The organism is Actinoplanes nipponensis (assembly GCF_016862275.1).
Classification (GTDB): domain Bacteria; phylum Actinomycetota; class Actinomycetes; order Mycobacteriales; family Micromonosporaceae; genus Actinoplanes; species Actinoplanes nipponensis.
On sequence record NZ_BOMQ01000085.1, the window covers coordinates 17,973 to 32,416 of the forward strand.

Genomic DNA, 14,444 nt, shown 5'->3' on the forward strand with positions numbered 1-14,444 from the left:
CGTGCGCCATCGTTCCCCCCTGGCCCTGCTGCTGATCCTCGCCTGCCTCGGCGCCTGCACCTCCCACGAGCGCGGCACCGAGCTGCCCTCCGGCGGGCCGCAAGCGCCGGTCACGGGTTTGATCTCGACAGATCCCGCCGAGTCGCGGGGGCCGGCCGTACCGGTTCCGGGCGCGACACCCGGGGGCACCGTCACGGTCATCCGGCAGACCGAGTTGACCCGCCTGGACCCGCAGCGGATCTACTCCTTCCTGGGGCTGAACGCGTCCCAGCTCTATGCCCGCCGATTGACGACCTTCGCCGACAGCGGCGCGGGGCGCGTGACGCTGGTGGGCGACCTGGCCGAGACGCCCGGCACCGACCTCGACGGCGACTGCCGCCACTGGGAATTCCGCATCAAGGAGCATCTGCGGTTCGAGACCGGCGCACCCATCACCGCCGCGGACATCGCCTACGGGATCGCCCGGTCGTTCGACCTGTCCCTCACCGGCGGGCCGACGTACCTGCAGGAGTGGCTGGCCGGGACGCCGCACTACGAATCGGTTTTCGACTTCGCGGCCGACCGGTCCGCGCTGCCGCCCGGCCTGACCGTGCCGGACCCGCGCACCCTGCGCCTGCGCTTCGCCCGGCCGCACTGCGATCTGCCGTTCGCCGCCGCGCTGCCGTTCACCGCGCCGGTACCCGCGGCGCTGGACACCGGCCTCGACTACAACCGCAGACCGGTCTCCTCCGGGCCGTACAAGATCACGAAGGTGGTGGCGGACAAGGAGATTCGGCTGGAACGCAACCCGTACTGGGAGCCGGCCACGGACGCGGTCCGCCATCAGTATCCCGACGCGTTCGTCCTGGCGTTCGGGCCGGACCCGGCCACCCAGACGAACCGGATCATCGCCGGGCACGGCGCTGACGCCACGGCGGTGTCGTGGGACGGCGTGGACCCCTCGCTCATCGCCCGGGTCGTCAACGACCCCGCGCTCACCGACCGGCTGTTGCGTGCCCCGACGCCCAGCCACAACACCCTGACCATCAACACCCGCCGGGTGACCGACCTCGCCGTACGGCGGGCCCTCAACTACGCGGTCGACCGCGACGGCCTGGTCAAGGCGCTCGGCGGGGCCACCGTCGCCCGGCCGGTGACCACGCTGATGCCGCCGACCACCAGCGGCTGGCGCGACTACGACGCGTACCCGGCCGGGCCGACCGGCGATCCGGCCGCGGCCCGCCGCGTGCTCGGCGGGGCCACCCCGGAGCTCGTGCTCGCCTATCCGGACGACGCCGAGGGGCAGATCGTCGCCACCTACCTGCGGGGCAGCCTGGAACGGGCCGGGTTCCGCATCCGGCCGAAGGCCGTCCCGGCCACCACCTTCCTGGGCGCCACTAAGGAGGCTGACAACCCCTGGGACCTGTATCCGGGCACCTGGGCCGCGGACTGGCCGAGCGGGGCGGCGATCCTGCCGGCGCTCTACGACGGGCGCGGCATCAAGCCCGAGGGCAGCAACAACGGCACGTCCTACCTGGACGCCAGACCGCTGGACGCCGAGTTCGACCGGATCATGACCATGCGCCCGGAGCGGCAACCGCCGGAATGGGCGCGGCTCGACGAGAGGATCATGCGGGACTACGCGCCCGTCGTACCCCTGTTCGTGGAGATGGAGTGCACCCTGCACGGATCCCGGGTGGGCGGGCTCTTCGTGGACAGCATCTTCGGCAGCCCGGCCTTCGTGAACGCGTACGTGCGGAAGTAGCCGGTGCCGCCGGTCACCGGGGGTCGCCCGAGAGCAGGGAGGTCCCCAGCGGCGTGATGCTGTGCAGGACCGCCTTGCCGGCCCGGACGGTGTGGAGCAGGCCGGCGTCCCGCAGCACGGCGGTGTGCTGGCTGACCGACGCGCGGCTCACCCCGACGCGCCGCGCCAGCTCCGAGGTGGTGCGCCCGTCGGCCAGGGACTCCAGCACGGCCGCGCGGGTGGGCCCGATCAGCGCCGACAGGGCCGTACCGGTGGCGAGCGAACGGCTCAGGCAGTGCTCGATCGGATACACCAGCACCGGCGGCAGCTCCGGGTCGAACAGCACGTCCGGGGTGCCGAACGACAGGTACGACGGCACCAGCAGCAGGCCACGGCCGTTCAGGTGCAGCGTCCGGTGCTGCGGGACGTCGACCTCCAGCACCGGCCGCTCCCAGCGCATCATCGGCCGGAAGCTGTTCAGCAGGCCCTCCGCGCCCTGGTCGAGGAGCACCCGGGCGCGCCGGCCGCGGTCGGCGTCGACCTGGGCCTGCGCGTCCTTGCCGAACGGCGCCACCACCGAGTCGTGGTGCGACCGCAGCGCCCCGGCGAGCTGGCGCAAGGTGCCCGGGTCGCCCTCGGCGAGCTGCCGCATCCAGGGCGTCATGGGCGTGCCGGTACGGGCCAGCCGGGCCATGTCCGTCCGCAGCCGGGACACCGGCGTGGCCATCACCGCGTCCAGAGCGCTGGACAGACTGGCGGCGCCCTCGGCCGGGGTGAGGAAGTCCGGGAAGTAGGTCTGGTGCACCAGCCGGGCCAGCATGCTCACGTCCGACCGGCGGCTGGCCCGCAGCGCATGCCGGTGCCATCGCCCGAAGACCAGGTCCGGACCCGGCCGCCGGAGCCGGAACACGCTGATCACGGTCTCCCACAGCGGGTCGGGCTCGGCCGCCACCCGGACGCGGGCGACGTCGTCCGTCGTGAAGTGGATGCGCAACACGTCAGGCCCCCCGGTCGCCGCCGTTGCTACAACCTTGCATCGAGGCTGATCATTTTACCCGCGACGCCGCCATCCAGGTACGGATGAGCCCACTGTCCGACAGCCCGGCGCGGGCCGGCTGACCGCGGCCACCCTTTCGGCCGTACCTGAAAGGTGTTGTCCGCCGCCGCGGCCCTGACGCATGGTGACAAGGCGGGGACGGGGGGCTCCGTGACGACGCGACAGTCGGGTCCGGTGCTCGGGGTCACGGGCGGCGGCCGCAGTGACGACGGGGGTGCGGCCGCAAACGAAGTGCTCCGAACGATCACCCGGGCCCGCTAGCCGTCCATTCGGGGCGGCGGCTTCCGCTGCTGGTCCGTTACGGTGAACCCCGTCCCGTCCCGTCGAGTTCGGAGTGGTCCTCTTGGCAGAGCCAACCGGTGCGGCCCGCACCGGCTTCTTCCCCGAACTCGACGACCTCGCGCGGGACGCCGCGGTCATGGCCGGCTGGCTGGCGGCCGCCGAGGCCGCGGTGGCCGAGGCCGCGGGCCGGGACCCGTCCGAGCGCGTGCGGGTCGTGCTGGCCGCGCTGGGCCGAGTCGCATCCGTGGAGATCGATCCTCATTGGCGGACCCGGATCGACCCGGGCGACCTGCGCGCCGCGGTGCTGGCGGCCTGTCAGGAGGCCGGCCGTCGGCGGCTGGAGACCTGGGCGGCCGAGCTCGGCCGGTCCGACGGCCGTCCCGGTACTAGCGCCCCCGGCCGGACGCCCGACGCCGGGCCGAGGCCGGTCGAGGTTGCGTCCGGTCCGGCGGAGGAGTCGTCCCACGAGTCGATCCGCCGGTTGTGGGGTCTGCTCCAGGAGGCGACCGACCGGCTCGACGACGTGGTGCGAGACGCTGCCGCCCGCAGCCGGGACGTCCTGACCGGCCGGGATCCGGGTGGGCACGTCACCGCCTCGCTGACCGGCGGCGGCGAGTTGACCGACCTGACGCTCGACGAGACCTGGGCCGCGGCGGCCGGCGCCCGCGAGATCGGCGCGGCGCTGACCGCGGCGATCACCGACGGGTACGCCGCCGTGGACCGGCGTGCTCGCGAGGCCACGAGCCAGTGGCCGTTCCCCGATCTGGAACGGCTCAGCGGCAGCCCGGCGGCCCTGCTGGCGACGCTGGGCCTGCGCAACGAACGGGAGGGCTGATCGTGCCACCGACGGAGCAGCAGATCCAGGTCGCGATCCAGGCGCTGCGCAAGGACGCCGCCGCCTGGGCCGCGGGCAAGGACAAGCTGGTCGACGCGGCGGCAGTGGCCGCCCGGCTGGAGCTCAGTGCCCTGCACTTCTCCTACATCGCTGACCAGCTCGGCCTGGCCGAGGTGTACCAGCAACTGCAGCAGCGGCTGTACACGCTGCTCAACGAGGGCGCGGCGAACTTCCTCGCGCTGTCCACCGCGTTGCACGACGCCGCCGACGGCTACGAGCAGGACGAGGCCGACGCGGTCCATCGCATGACGGGCATCTACTGACCGGGGGTACGGGTATGGGAGTCGCGCTGCCGCTGTCGGAGGGCGAGTTCGACGACGTGCTGCGCCGGGTCGACGACGGGCTGCAGAAGGTCGTCGATCTCAGCAACAAGATCGTCGACGCCTGCAACCGGATCGGCCAGTGGCTCGGCCCGCTCTGGGACGACGTGGTCGATCTGCTCAACAAGTTCGTCGACCTGGTCCAGAAGCTGCTGTCGGAGATCGGGAAGTTCTTCACCCGGCCCGGCGTGCCATGGTCGCTGTGGAACCACGGCACCGACTGGGTCAAGGAGGTGGGCGGGCCGGTCAGCGACCTGATCTCGCAGGCCACCACGGGGCAGACCGACATCGACGAACGCTGGCAGGGGCCGGCCGCTACTGCATACTTGGGGACGCTGCCGGACCAGGGCAAGGCGCTGGCGGCGATCGTGGCCGCGACCGCCGACATCGACGACGCGCTCACCAAGGTCGCCGGCGGCATCATCGCGTTCTGGCTCGGGGTGCTCGCGGCGATCGTCCCGTTCATCATCGAACTGACCGGGTGGGGGGCCGCCGCATCGACCGGCGTGGGCGCACCGCCCGCGGCGGCCGGGGCCGGCGCCTCCACGCTGAAGGCCCTCGGCATCATCACCGCCGTCGTCACCGCGGCCATCACCTATCTGACCGCCATCTCCAGCCAGTACAAGGATCTGCTGCAGCGCGTGGAGAACAACGACGGCTTCCCCGGCGGGCACTGGCCGCGCTCCACCAACGACGTCATCGCCGACGGCAGCCTGACCGGCGACCAGACCACCAACTGGCACCTTCGCACGTCATGACCGCCGTCCGGGCCGAGGAGCTGCCGTGAGTGACCGCGTCCACGTACCCGATCCCGCGCTGATGCGGCGGGCCGGCCGGCGGATGACCGTCGCCCTGGTCATCCTGCTGATCCTGACCACCGTGCTGACCGTCGGCGGCATCAGCCTGCTCGTCGCCGGTGAGCTCGCCGGGCTGCCGCTGGCGGTCGGGGGAGCCGTCCTGGAGGTCGCCGCCGTCGTCCTCGTCGTGACGACCCTCCGGATCCGCCGCACCCTCAACGCCCAGACCGTGGCGCGGTCGGCCCTGCTGACCGCCAGTCGCACGGCCGGCCGGGTGCGGCTCGTCGTTCTGGTCACGCTGCTCGCCCTGGTCGCGTACGGCGTCGCGAGGCTCCTGGCCGGCGATCGCTGGAGCCTGGTCACCGCCGGCATCATCGGGATCGGGCTGTTTCTGCTCGCCCGGGGCAGCAAAGCCATGCGCGTCGCCCAGGACCAGGCGTTGAACACCCGCGAGACCTGAGCGCCCGGCGGAGGCGACGGGGCAGCGGCCCGTCCCGTCGATCTTTAAGATCACGCAGCATCCACCCCTCTCAAAAGGATGTTGCATGAACCTGGCTCACGCCGGGCGGCGCCTCGGCCGCCTCGCAGTGGCGGCCACCGCCGTCGCCGTCGCCTCCGCAGCCGCGCCCGCCCACGCCGCGACCGATCCGGAGGAGCCCGGGCCCGGTGCCGGCGCGCGGGTCTGGGCCTTCGTCGAGGACATGACGGTGGCGCCGGCCGGCGCCCCGGCCAAGGACCTCCACATTGAAGTGATCACGAGCGGGGCCGTCAATCCGCGCCTCGTGCTCGACGTGAGCGAGCTGGCCGGGCTGGTGACGTTCGCCTGGCCGGCCGGCTGCACCACGGCCGGCCCGGTCGCCACCTGTCCCGCCCCGGCCGGGTCGGTGGACAACAACGCGCCGTTGCTCATCCCGGTCCGCGCGGTGGCCGGGGCGCCCGCCGGCGCACACGGCACGCTGTCGGTGCGGGGCGACGCCGACAATCCCGGCGACGGCAACGACCTGATGAGTGACGACGCGGTCATCACCGTCTCGGGTGACGGGCCCGACCTCGCGGCCCTCGTCGAAGGGTCGATTCCCGACGCGCGGGTCGGCGACCGGGTGCACGCCCCCATGACGGTCACCAACCTCGGCAACCGTGCCGTCCAGGGCATCCGGGTCACCGTGGAGTTCAGCCGGCCGTTGACGCCCACGCCGTACGCGAACTGCCGGTACGGCTTCCGCGCGGGCTTCCCGGAGCGCGGCACCGTCGCGGTCTGTGACTTCCCGCAGCGGATCGACCCGGGTGCGGTGTTCAAGCTGCAGCGCGGGTTCGGCGCCCTCGTCACCGAGGCTGCCGTCGATCACCAGGTCATCGAGTACACGGTCGCTCCGCAGGCCGGCGCCGGCCTGCCGACGGGCGTGACCCTGGAGGGCCGGGGCGGGTCCCGGCTGTCGCTGGTCCGGGTCACCGCCGCGCCCGCGCGGGCCCGGGTGAGCAGCGCCGCCGACGTCGACTCGGCCAACGACTCCCGCTACTGGGGTTTCGAGGTGGACAACCTGCTGGACGTCGCGGCGGTCGGCGCCACGGCTTCCGGCGCGATCGGCGAGACCGTCCGGGTCGAGGTGGGCGCGCGCAACATCGGCGGGGCGATCGACTTCACCCGGTACGGCTCCAGCGCCGCACGCTTCCGGTTCCAGCTCCCGGGCGGTACGGAGGTCACCGACGTGCCGGCCAACTGCGCGCTCGACGGGGATTCGCCGGCCACCACGTACGTGTGCAACCTGCCGTCGCTGTACTTCGACCGGGGTGCCACCTTCCTGCGTACCTTCGCCCTGACCGTGACCGGCCCGTCCTACGACGCCGGGCAGGTCTACGCCGACATCGACGGTCCCGCCGCCGACGAGGACTTCGCCAACGACCGGGCCGACGTCAGCCTCACCGTCACCGGCTGAGCCCGGCCGGCCGTTCCCGCGCCACCCCGCGGATTTTCGGCGCGCCCGGATGGCGAAGCCGGGCCGGCGGCTTCGACGTCTCCGGTGGAAGAATTTCCGCCTGAGGTCCGGGAGGCCCCGATGAAGTACGTGATCCTGATCCAGTCCAACGAGCGTTCGCTGGCGGTCTGGGAGACGTTGAGCGACGAGCAGCGCACCGAGTTCGGCCGCGGGCATCTGCAACTGACCGAGGAGATGGCCAAGGCCGGCGTGCTCGTCGTCTCCGAGGGGCTCGGCGATCCGTCGCTCGCCCGCCGGGTGTCCGTCCGCGACGGCCGGACGGTCACCTCCGACGGCCCGTTCGCCGAGGCCAAGGAGCACCTGGCCGGGTTCTACCTGATCGACTGCGAGGACCTGGACGAGGCGACCGGCTGGGCGGCGAAGGTGCCCGACGCCGCGTACACCCAGGTCGAGCTGCGGCCGGTGCTGGACATGAGCGGCTGGGAGTTCTGAGCGCCCCGGCCGGCCTCGAGGACCTGCTGCGCGAGTCGGCGCCGCAGGTCCTCGGGGCGGTCGTGCGCCGGTTCGGCGACTTCGACACCTGTGAGGACGCCGTCCAGGAGGCGCTGCTCGCCGCCGCGCGGCAGTGGCCCGTCGAGGGCGTGCCGGTCAATCCGCGCGGGTGGCTGATCACCGTCGCCGCGCGGCGCCGGATCGAGCTGCTGCGCAGCGAGACGGCCCGGCGCCGGCGCGAGGAGGCGATCCGGTACGACCCCCAGCCCGCCCCCGCCTCGGCGGTGGACGACTCGCTCACCCTGCTGCTGCTCTGCGCGCACCCGGCGCTCAGCACGGCCTCGCAGGTGGCGCTGACCCTGCGCGCGGTCGGTGGGCTCAGCACCGCCGAGATCGCCCGGGCGCTGCTCGTGCCGGAGGCGACCGTCGGGCAGCGGATCAGCCGGGCGAAGCAGCGGATCCGCGACAGCGGGGCCACGTTCAGCCTGCCCCCGCCGGGTGAGCGGGAGACGCGGCTGGTCGCCGTACGCCAGGTGTTGTATCTGATCTTCAACGAGGGTCACACGGCGAGCTCGGGGGCGCGGCTGCACCGGCCCGAGCTGAGCGCCGAGGCCATCCGGCTCACCCGGCTGCTGCGCGCGCAGCTGCCCGGCGACGGCGAGGTGGCCGGGCTGCTCGCGTTGATGCTGCTCACCGACGCGCGGCGGCCGGCGCGCACCCGGGACGACGGCGCGCTGGTGCCGCTGGCCGAGCAGGACCGGTCCCGCTGGGACGCGGCGGCGATCGCCGAGGGCGTCGCGCTGATCACGGCGACCCTGGCGGCCGCGCCGATCGGGCCGTATCAGCTCCAGGCCGCGATCGCGGCGGTGCACGACGAGGCGGCGCGGGCCGAGGAGACCGACTGGCCGCAGATCCTTCGGCTGTACGGCATGCTGCACGCGCTCAGCCCCGGCCCGATGGTCCAGCTCAACCGGATCGTGGCCCTCGCCGAGGTGCACGGGCCGGCGCCCGCGCTGGCGCAGCTCGACCGGGCCCGCGACGACCCGGCGCTGCGCGGGCATCACCGGCTGGCCGCGGTCCGCGCCCACCTGCTGGAGAAGTGCGGCGACCGGCCGGCCGCACGGGCCGCCTACCTGGAGGCGGCGCGGCTGACGCTGAGCGCCCCCGAGCAGCGGTACCTGGCGGGGCGGGCGGCCGCGTTGCGGTCGGCCGGGGACGATCGCTCTTCGTGAGCGCGGGCGTCCGGGCGCGGGAGCCGACCCCGGGATCTTCGGGGCGGACCCCCTGCACCGTGATCACAACCCACGGCTACCGGCCGGATCTCCGATGCCCGCGCGGGCACCCGATCTTTCGGACGTCTTTGCTGACGGAACCGGGGGGCTGGTCGTGGGAGCTGCGATGCGCAAGTCGACGGGGGCGCGGCGCCTCGGCATCAAGGTCGGCACCGGTGTGCTGGCCGCCGGCCTGGTCGCGGGCCTGGGCCTGGGCGCGCCGGATCCGGCGCGGGCCCAGCTCGCTCCGGTCACCGCGCCCGCCGGTGGCGCCCCGGTCACCGCGCCCGCCGCGGACGCGCCGGCCGACGCCCGGATCCGGGAGTTCCAGGCCCTGCGGGTGCTGCCGCTGGGCGACTCGATCACCCTCGGCACCGGCTCGCCGACCCGCAGCTCGTACCGGGTGGCCCTGGCCGAGCGCCTGCTGCGCGGCGGCCTGCAGATCGACTACGTCGGCTCGCAGAGCACCGGCGCCGGCGACGACACCGACCACGAGGGCCACGGCGGCTGGGACATCGACGAGCTGGCCACCGAGGTCGACGGCTGGCTGGCCGACGCGAGCCCGGACGTCGTGCTGCTGCACGCCGGCACCAACAACATCACCAAGGGCGACGGACCGTACGCGACCAGCCGCAAGCTGTCCGCGCTGATCGACCGGATCCGGGCCGCCCGCCCCCAGGCGTACATCTTCGTCGCGCAGATCATCGGCTCGCGGGTGCCGCGGGAGCTGGCCCACGACCGGATCTACAACCGGCTCATCCCCGGCCTGGTCGCGGCCAAGCGGGACCCGCTGATCACGGTGGTGAACCAGTCCTCGGTCGGCGGCATCGACCTGCACGACCTGCACCACCCGAACGACTTCGGCTACGCGAAGATGGCCTGGAACTGGTACCGGGCGATGGCCGGGGTGTTCGGCACGTCCGGCGACACCGGCGCCAACCCGTACGCCCAGCAGTCGGCGTACCGCTGCCTGGCCGTCAAGGTGGTGGCGGACGGCCGGGTGCGCCACCGCACCGAGTGCCGCACCTGGAAGTTGCGGACCGTCGTCACCCGGACCGACGGCGTGACCCGCCGGGTCCGCGCCTGGCAGACGCTGCGGACGGTGAAGCAGACCTACCGCGTCCGGGTGGCGGGCGGGGTGCGCACGCGGACCCGGCTGGTGAGCAAGTGGACCGGTCCGGGCGACCTGCTGCACGTCTGAGCTAGCCGTTGAAGAGCTCGAGCACCCCGGAGACGTCGAGGACCCGGTGCACGATGCCGCGGGCGTTGACGATGCGCAGCGGCACGCCCGCCTCCCGGCCGGCGTTCAGACCCTCGATCAGCGCACCCATCGCCTCGCTGTCCAGGAACGCCGCGCCGGCGAAGTCGACGACGACCTCGGCCGGCGCGGACCGCACGGCCTCCAGGAGCGCGGCACGCATCTCGTCGCGGGCGTTGATGTCGAAGTCGCCGGACAACCGGACGACGGCCGCCTCGCGGACGATCTGATAACTGGGCTGGGTCACGGACACCTCTGACGGTCAATGAATCCCGTGATCATAATTCAGCTCGGCACCGGGAACTCGGCCCACACGTGCTTGGTGTCGTCCTCGATGTACCAGCCCAGGTCGAGGGCGAACTGCTTGGCGAGGTGCAGCCCGAGCCCGCCCGCGCCGGGCGGCCGGTCGTCGGCGTAGCGGGGCACCACGTCCGGGCTGTGGTCGGCGACGTCCAGCACGAACACGTTGTCGTGCCGGCCGAGCCGCACGATGGTCGGCGGCAGACCGTGCCGCAGGGCGTTGGTCGCCAGTTCCGTGGCCACGAGCACGACCTTCTCCGGGATCTCGTCCAGTTCGGCGCCGGCCGGCAGCGGCTGCCCGGTGATGGCCTCGTGCAGGGAGGCCCGCAGGCTGCGTAGCTGCACCGGGCTGTCCAGCACCCACTCGTGCTGCGGCGTCATCGCGGGCGGGGACTGTGCGCTCAGGAACGGCATGGCCGGGATGCTTGCCCAGCCGGGGCCGCGATCATGTGCGATTTCCCCCGCCGGCGGGCCGGACCGGGCCCGTCCCGCGGTTGATCAGCCAGTTTGACCTTTCTTGCAGTCTGCGTCGGGGCCTGGCGCGGCGGCCACGCGTTCCGTACAGCTAACCGGGAACAAGGTTCACGGGAGGAACGACGTGCTCAAATTCAAGAACGCGGCGGAACAGGCGGCCTGGACGATGGCGGAGGCGCTGAGCGAGAAGGGGTTCGCCTGCATGCGCCAGGCGGAGGAGGCCGCGGAGAATTTCCGGGCGGGCAAGATGCAGATGCGGCGCAACTTCAAGGCCCGCGGGCTGTCCGAGGTCGACGCGGACATCCGCTGGTCCGGCATGACCGCGGCCAAGAAGGCGCTGGCCGACAACGGCTGGTACATGTCGCAGGCGACCATGTACAACGAGGCCGCTGCGGCGCAGTACGCCAAGGCGCTCTACCTGAAGAACTGCGACGAGTTCTGATCGGGCCGGCCGGTCCCGCGACGGTCAGGCCGCCCGGTGCCGCAGCGTCGCCACCGTCGAGCCGGCCAGCGCCAGCAGGCAGTCCGGCAGCTGACCGTCGGCGATGGCCGCGCCGAACAGGGCCTCCCCCGTGGGGATGTCGCCGTTCACGTACGCGCTCACGAACCGGGCGACCCAGCGCTTGTCGTACCGCGCGTCGTCGATACCCGGGAAGTCGAGCGTCCAGGCCCCGCCCCTGGGCACGTTCTGTCCCACCATCGTGGCAGCGAGACACCACGCGACGTCGTACGCCCCCACGACGCCCGACCGGTCGACCACCGCGTCGAAGGTGCCCACCACAGCGTCGCTGTCGCCGCTGAGCGCGCAGTGCAGCACCTGCGTAGCGTCGTCCAGGGCGTGCTGTGGTATGTCCGTCACGTGGGAAAAGGTACGCGGATCCGTCAAGAATTGCCGCTCAGGCGCCCCGGAGCAGGCAGGTCAGCCGGGCGGTGCAGACCCGGTCGCCGTCGCCGTCCGTGATGACGATCTCGTAGGTCACCGCCGTCCGGCCGCGGTGCACCGGCGTGGCCACCCCGGTGATGGTTCCCGAGCGCACCCCCTTGTGATGGGTGGCGTTGATGTCGACGCCGACGGCGAACGGCCGGTCCACGGTCGCGCCGTGCAGCACGGCGCCCACCGAGCCGAGCGTCTCGGCGAGCACGCACGAGGCACCGCCGTGCAGCAGGCCGTACGGCTGGGTGTTGCCCTCGACCGGCATCGTGGCCACCACCCGCTCGGGAGTCGCCTCGGTGATCCGGATGCCCATCCGCTCGCCCAGGGCGCCGCCGCCCCCGCTGCCGAAGAGCTGCTGCATGCCGTCCGCCGCTGTAGTCACGTCGGGCTACGTTACCGGCGAGTTCCCGGCGGGCCAGCGACATCGGTCACACCCGTGGCCCGGTCCCGGGGCCCGGGCTGGCGCCGGATCTCTACCGTCGGGGATTGGTCCGGGTCGCGAGGGGGCAACCCGGACCCTAGGTTGGTCAGATCCGGTTCGACGCATCACCTGAGGAGAGATCATGAGTGAGCCCAAGGAGATCGTCGAGACCCGCGGCGACGACCGCGTGGACCTGCTGGCGACCGACACCAACGGCGACGGCAAGCCCGACGTGTGGGTCTCCGACACCGACGGCGACGGCAAGGCCGACCTGTTCCAGTTCGACACCGACGGTGACGGCCTGGTCGACATCACGATGGCCGACCTCGACCAGGACGGCACGCCGGACACGGTCGTGGACGGCGACGGCGGGCTGCCGCCGACCATCTGATCCGGTCAGCGGCCGCCGAGCAGGCTGATGGCCGCCCACAGCACGGCGATGGCGAGGGCCGTGGTGAAGACCGCCGAGGCGGTACGCCGCCACGGCCCCTGGCCCGCGGGAGCGACCGCCTCCGGGTGGCCCAGGGCGGCGAGGATGCGGCGCTGCCGGCGTACCTCGTGGAGCCACCGGCTCAGGTCGGTGGTGCCGCGGCTCAGTTCCACCGCCAGCCGGGCCTGCGCGCGTTGCAGCCGCCGTACGGCCGCCCGGGCCCGCAGGCCCGCGCTGGTCCGCGCGTGCCAGCGCGCGGTGGCCCGCCGCGCGCCGGAGCGCAGGGCGGCCAGCTCCGCGGGCGTGATCAGCTCGGGGTCGTCCAGTTTGTCGAGCTGGGCGGCGTAGTAGTCCGCCTCGCGGTCGTGGGCGGCCCGCACGAGCACGAGGATCAGCAGCAGCGGCGGCAGCCCCTTGAAGACCAGCACCACCAGCAGCGCGAGCGCGCCGTTGCCGAGGCCGTCGCGGAACAGCGGCGAGTTCCACAGCACGTGCGAGGCCCACGCGCCGAGCAGGCCGAGCATGGCGACGCCCAGCCGGCTGCGCCAGGTGCGGTCGGCGCGCACCACGAGGTAGCCGATGCCGGCCCCGGCCAGCGCCCCGAACAGGGTGTGGCTCCACACCCCGGAGAGAAAGCCGCGCAACAGGAACGTGGTCACGACCGGCTCGACGTGGTCGCCCCGGCCGGCCAGCGCGACCGCGCCCAGCGCGTACACGATGTCCTCGATGATCTGGAAGCCCAGCCCGACCATCGCGCCGTAGACGACGCCGTCCAGCACGCTGTTCACCTGGGCGCGGGCCACCAGCACGATGGCGACGACCCCGAGGGCCTTGGCGATCTCCTCCACGGTCGGCCCGGCCAGCGCGGCGCCCCAGTCGGCGGCCAGGTGCGGCGAGCCCAGCTTGGCCACGAGATCGTCGAGGGCCGCGCCGGCCGGGATCGACACGGTGGTGGCCACCACGCCACCCCAGGCGAAGGCGAGCGCGAGCAGGGCGGGCGGCTCCCGCTCGAGGAAGTCGAGCTCGCTGACGACGAACCAGAACGGCACGGCGAGCAGCGCGAACAGGGCGATCGCGGTCAGCGTGGCCAGCGGGTACGTGCCCGCGAACCGTCCCGTGATCAGCGCCATCCGCACCGCCCCGCCCACCACCAGCGCGAGCACCACCCAGAACGCGGGCAGCCGGATCAGGGCGGCGCCGGGGTCGGCGCCGGGCTGCACGGGTGCGGTGCGATCGCTGCGCAACCGGGACTCCGTGGTCATTCCGGCTCGGCCGGGTCGTACCGCAGGGTCCGGGTGCTGGCGTCGATCGTCGGCAGCGTGCGCCCCAGGTCCAGGTCGGCCCCGCTGACCGTGACCTCGATGGTGCAGCCGCCGGCGACGAAGACGGCGTAGCGGCCACCCCGCCCGGGCGCGGTGTAGCCGCCCTGCAGGCCGGCCAGCCCGGAGCCGGTGGCCACGGTCAGCTCGACGCCGGTGACCTGGTAGCCCGGGGTGCCGGTGATGCGCTGGCGGAGCCGGTCGGCCGCGGCGCTCAGGTCGCCGTCGAAGGGGCGGACGGTGATCAGGTAGCGCACCGGGCCGAGCCGGAACAGCGCGGTGCCGGCGTCGTCGGTGGGCCGCGTCTCGGTGACGTCGACCCGGGAACCGGGCGGTGGGACGACCGTGACGCCGCCCCCGACGGCGTACGGGCGGTCGCTGGGCACCGGCCGGTCGGCGGGCAGGGCCGCGTCGAGGGCGGGCAGTCCGAGGGCGAGCCCGGCGAGCACCAGAACCAGGCAGAGCGCACCGAGGAGGTTCGTCAGCTGACGCCGAGTAACCCACCCCATACCGCTACGCTAACCGGCCCCCCGTAAG

Annotated in this window: 18 protein-coding genes; 11 read left to right on the plus strand and 7 right to left on the minus strand. The window is 73.3% G+C overall.

The window, feature by feature from the left end; all coding sequences use genetic code 11:
• Position 1 precedes the first annotated feature (1 nt).
• On the plus strand, positions 2–1,744 hold the full coding sequence (locus tag Ani05nite_RS35065; RefSeq protein ID WP_239130954.1) for an ABC transporter substrate-binding protein: 1,743 nt from the start codon (positions 2–4) through the stop codon (positions 1,742–1,744).
• Between the two features lie 13 nt (positions 1,745–1,757).
• Here the strand turns inward: Ani05nite_RS35065 and Ani05nite_RS35070 are convergent, their stop codons facing one another.
• Positions 1,758–2,720 carry an ArsR/SmtB family transcription factor gene (locus Ani05nite_RS35070; RefSeq protein WP_203775584.1) on the minus strand — a complete coding sequence of 321 codons (963 nt, stop codon included), beginning with the start codon at positions 2,718–2,720 and terminating at the stop codon, positions 1,758–1,760.
• 403 nt (positions 2,721–3,123) lie between these two features.
• On the opposite strand from Ani05nite_RS35070, the gene Ani05nite_RS35075 reads away from it, so the two are divergent.
• From Ani05nite_RS35075 to Ani05nite_RS35110, 8 genes are all read left to right on the plus strand, one after another.
• Complete coding sequence (locus Ani05nite_RS35075) at positions 3,124–3,897, plus strand: YbaB/EbfC family nucleoid-associated protein (protein ID WP_203775586.1); 774 nt, start codon at positions 3,124–3,126, stop codon at positions 3,895–3,897.
• A 2-nt stretch (positions 3,898–3,899) separates the two neighbouring features.
• Positions 3,900–4,220 (plus strand): hypothetical protein, encoded by a 321-nt coding sequence (locus tag Ani05nite_RS35080; protein WP_203775588.1) that lies wholly within the window; start codon positions 3,900–3,902, stop codon positions 4,218–4,220.
• Between the two features lie 14 nt (positions 4,221–4,234).
• Positions 4,235–5,035 carry a hypothetical protein gene (locus Ani05nite_RS35085; protein WP_203775590.1) on the plus strand — a complete coding sequence of 267 codons (801 nt, stop codon included), beginning with the start codon at positions 4,235–4,237 and terminating at the stop codon, positions 5,033–5,035.
• Between the two features lie 25 nt (positions 5,036–5,060).
• Positions 5,061–5,534: a hypothetical protein gene (locus Ani05nite_RS35090; RefSeq protein WP_203775592.1), complete on the plus strand. Its 474-nt coding sequence runs from the start codon at positions 5,061–5,063 to the stop codon at positions 5,532–5,534.
• A gap of 85 nt (positions 5,535–5,619) precedes the next feature.
• Positions 5,620–7,008, plus strand: coding sequence for a hypothetical protein (locus tag Ani05nite_RS35095; protein WP_203775593.1), 1,389 nt, complete (start codon positions 5,620–5,622; stop codon positions 7,006–7,008).
• Positions 7,009–7,128: 120 nt separating this feature from the next.
• Positions 7,129–7,500, plus strand: a complete 372-nt coding sequence (locus Ani05nite_RS35100) for a YciI family protein (protein ID WP_203775594.1) — start codon at positions 7,129–7,131, stop codon at positions 7,498–7,500.
• Positions 7,488–8,732 (plus strand): RNA polymerase sigma factor, encoded by a 1,245-nt coding sequence (locus Ani05nite_RS35105; protein ID WP_203775632.1) that lies wholly within the window; start codon positions 7,488–7,490, stop codon positions 8,730–8,732. Before Ani05nite_RS35100 ends, Ani05nite_RS35105 begins: the two co-directional genes overlap by 13 nt.
• Positions 8,733–8,898: 166 nt before the next feature.
• Positions 8,899–9,972, plus strand: coding sequence for an SGNH/GDSL hydrolase family protein (locus tag Ani05nite_RS35110; protein WP_203775595.1), 1,074 nt, complete (start codon positions 8,899–8,901; stop codon positions 9,970–9,972).
• Position 9,973: 1 nt separating this feature from the next.
• Here the strand turns inward: Ani05nite_RS35110 and Ani05nite_RS35115 are convergent, their stop codons facing one another.
• Together Ani05nite_RS35115 and Ani05nite_RS35120 are read right to left on the minus strand one after the other, a co-directional pair.
• Positions 9,974–10,276, minus strand: coding sequence for an STAS domain-containing protein (locus tag Ani05nite_RS35115; RefSeq protein ID WP_203775596.1), 303 nt, complete (start codon positions 10,274–10,276; stop codon positions 9,974–9,976).
• Positions 10,277–10,314: 38 nt separating this feature from the next.
• Positions 10,315–10,743, minus strand: coding sequence for an ATP-binding protein (locus tag Ani05nite_RS35120; protein ID WP_203775597.1), 429 nt, complete (start codon positions 10,741–10,743; stop codon positions 10,315–10,317).
• Between the two features lie 184 nt (positions 10,744–10,927).
• On the opposite strand from Ani05nite_RS35120, the gene Ani05nite_RS35125 reads away from it, so the two are divergent.
• Positions 10,928–11,245: a hypothetical protein gene (locus Ani05nite_RS35125; protein WP_203775598.1), complete on the plus strand. Its 318-nt coding sequence runs from the start codon at positions 10,928–10,930 to the stop codon at positions 11,243–11,245.
• Positions 11,246–11,269: 24 nt separating this feature from the next.
• Here Ani05nite_RS35125 and Ani05nite_RS35130 read toward each other — a convergent pair whose 3' ends face one another.
• Together Ani05nite_RS35130 and Ani05nite_RS35135 are read right to left on the minus strand one after the other, a co-directional pair.
• Entirely contained in the window at positions 11,270–11,662 is a 393-nt protein-coding gene (locus tag Ani05nite_RS35130) for a hypothetical protein (RefSeq protein ID WP_203775599.1), read from the minus strand.
• Between the two features lie 37 nt (positions 11,663–11,699).
• The gene (locus tag Ani05nite_RS35135) at positions 11,700–12,098 is read right to left on the minus strand and encodes a PaaI family thioesterase (protein WP_203775633.1); all 399 of its coding nucleotides are present in this window, start codon (positions 12,096–12,098) and stop codon (positions 11,700–11,702) included.
• Between the two features lie 202 nt (positions 12,099–12,300).
• Between Ani05nite_RS35135 and Ani05nite_RS35140 the strand changes: the two genes are divergently transcribed.
• On the plus strand, positions 12,301–12,549 hold the full coding sequence (locus tag Ani05nite_RS35140; protein ID WP_203775601.1) for a hypothetical protein: 249 nt from the start codon (positions 12,301–12,303) through the stop codon (positions 12,547–12,549).
• Positions 12,550–12,554: 5 nt separating this feature from the next.
• On the opposite strand, the gene Ani05nite_RS35145 is transcribed toward Ani05nite_RS35140, so the two are convergent.
• Positions 12,555–13,850 carry a PrsW family intramembrane metalloprotease gene (locus tag Ani05nite_RS35145; protein ID WP_203775603.1) on the minus strand — a complete coding sequence of 432 codons (1,296 nt, stop codon included), beginning with the start codon at positions 13,848–13,850 and terminating at the stop codon, positions 12,555–12,557.
• The gene (locus Ani05nite_RS35150) at positions 13,847–14,416 is read right to left on the minus strand and encodes a hypothetical protein (RefSeq protein WP_203775605.1); all 570 of its coding nucleotides are present in this window, start codon (positions 14,414–14,416) and stop codon (positions 13,847–13,849) included. Before Ani05nite_RS35150 ends, Ani05nite_RS35145 begins: the two co-directional genes overlap by 4 nt.
• Positions 14,417–14,444 lie beyond the last annotated feature (28 nt).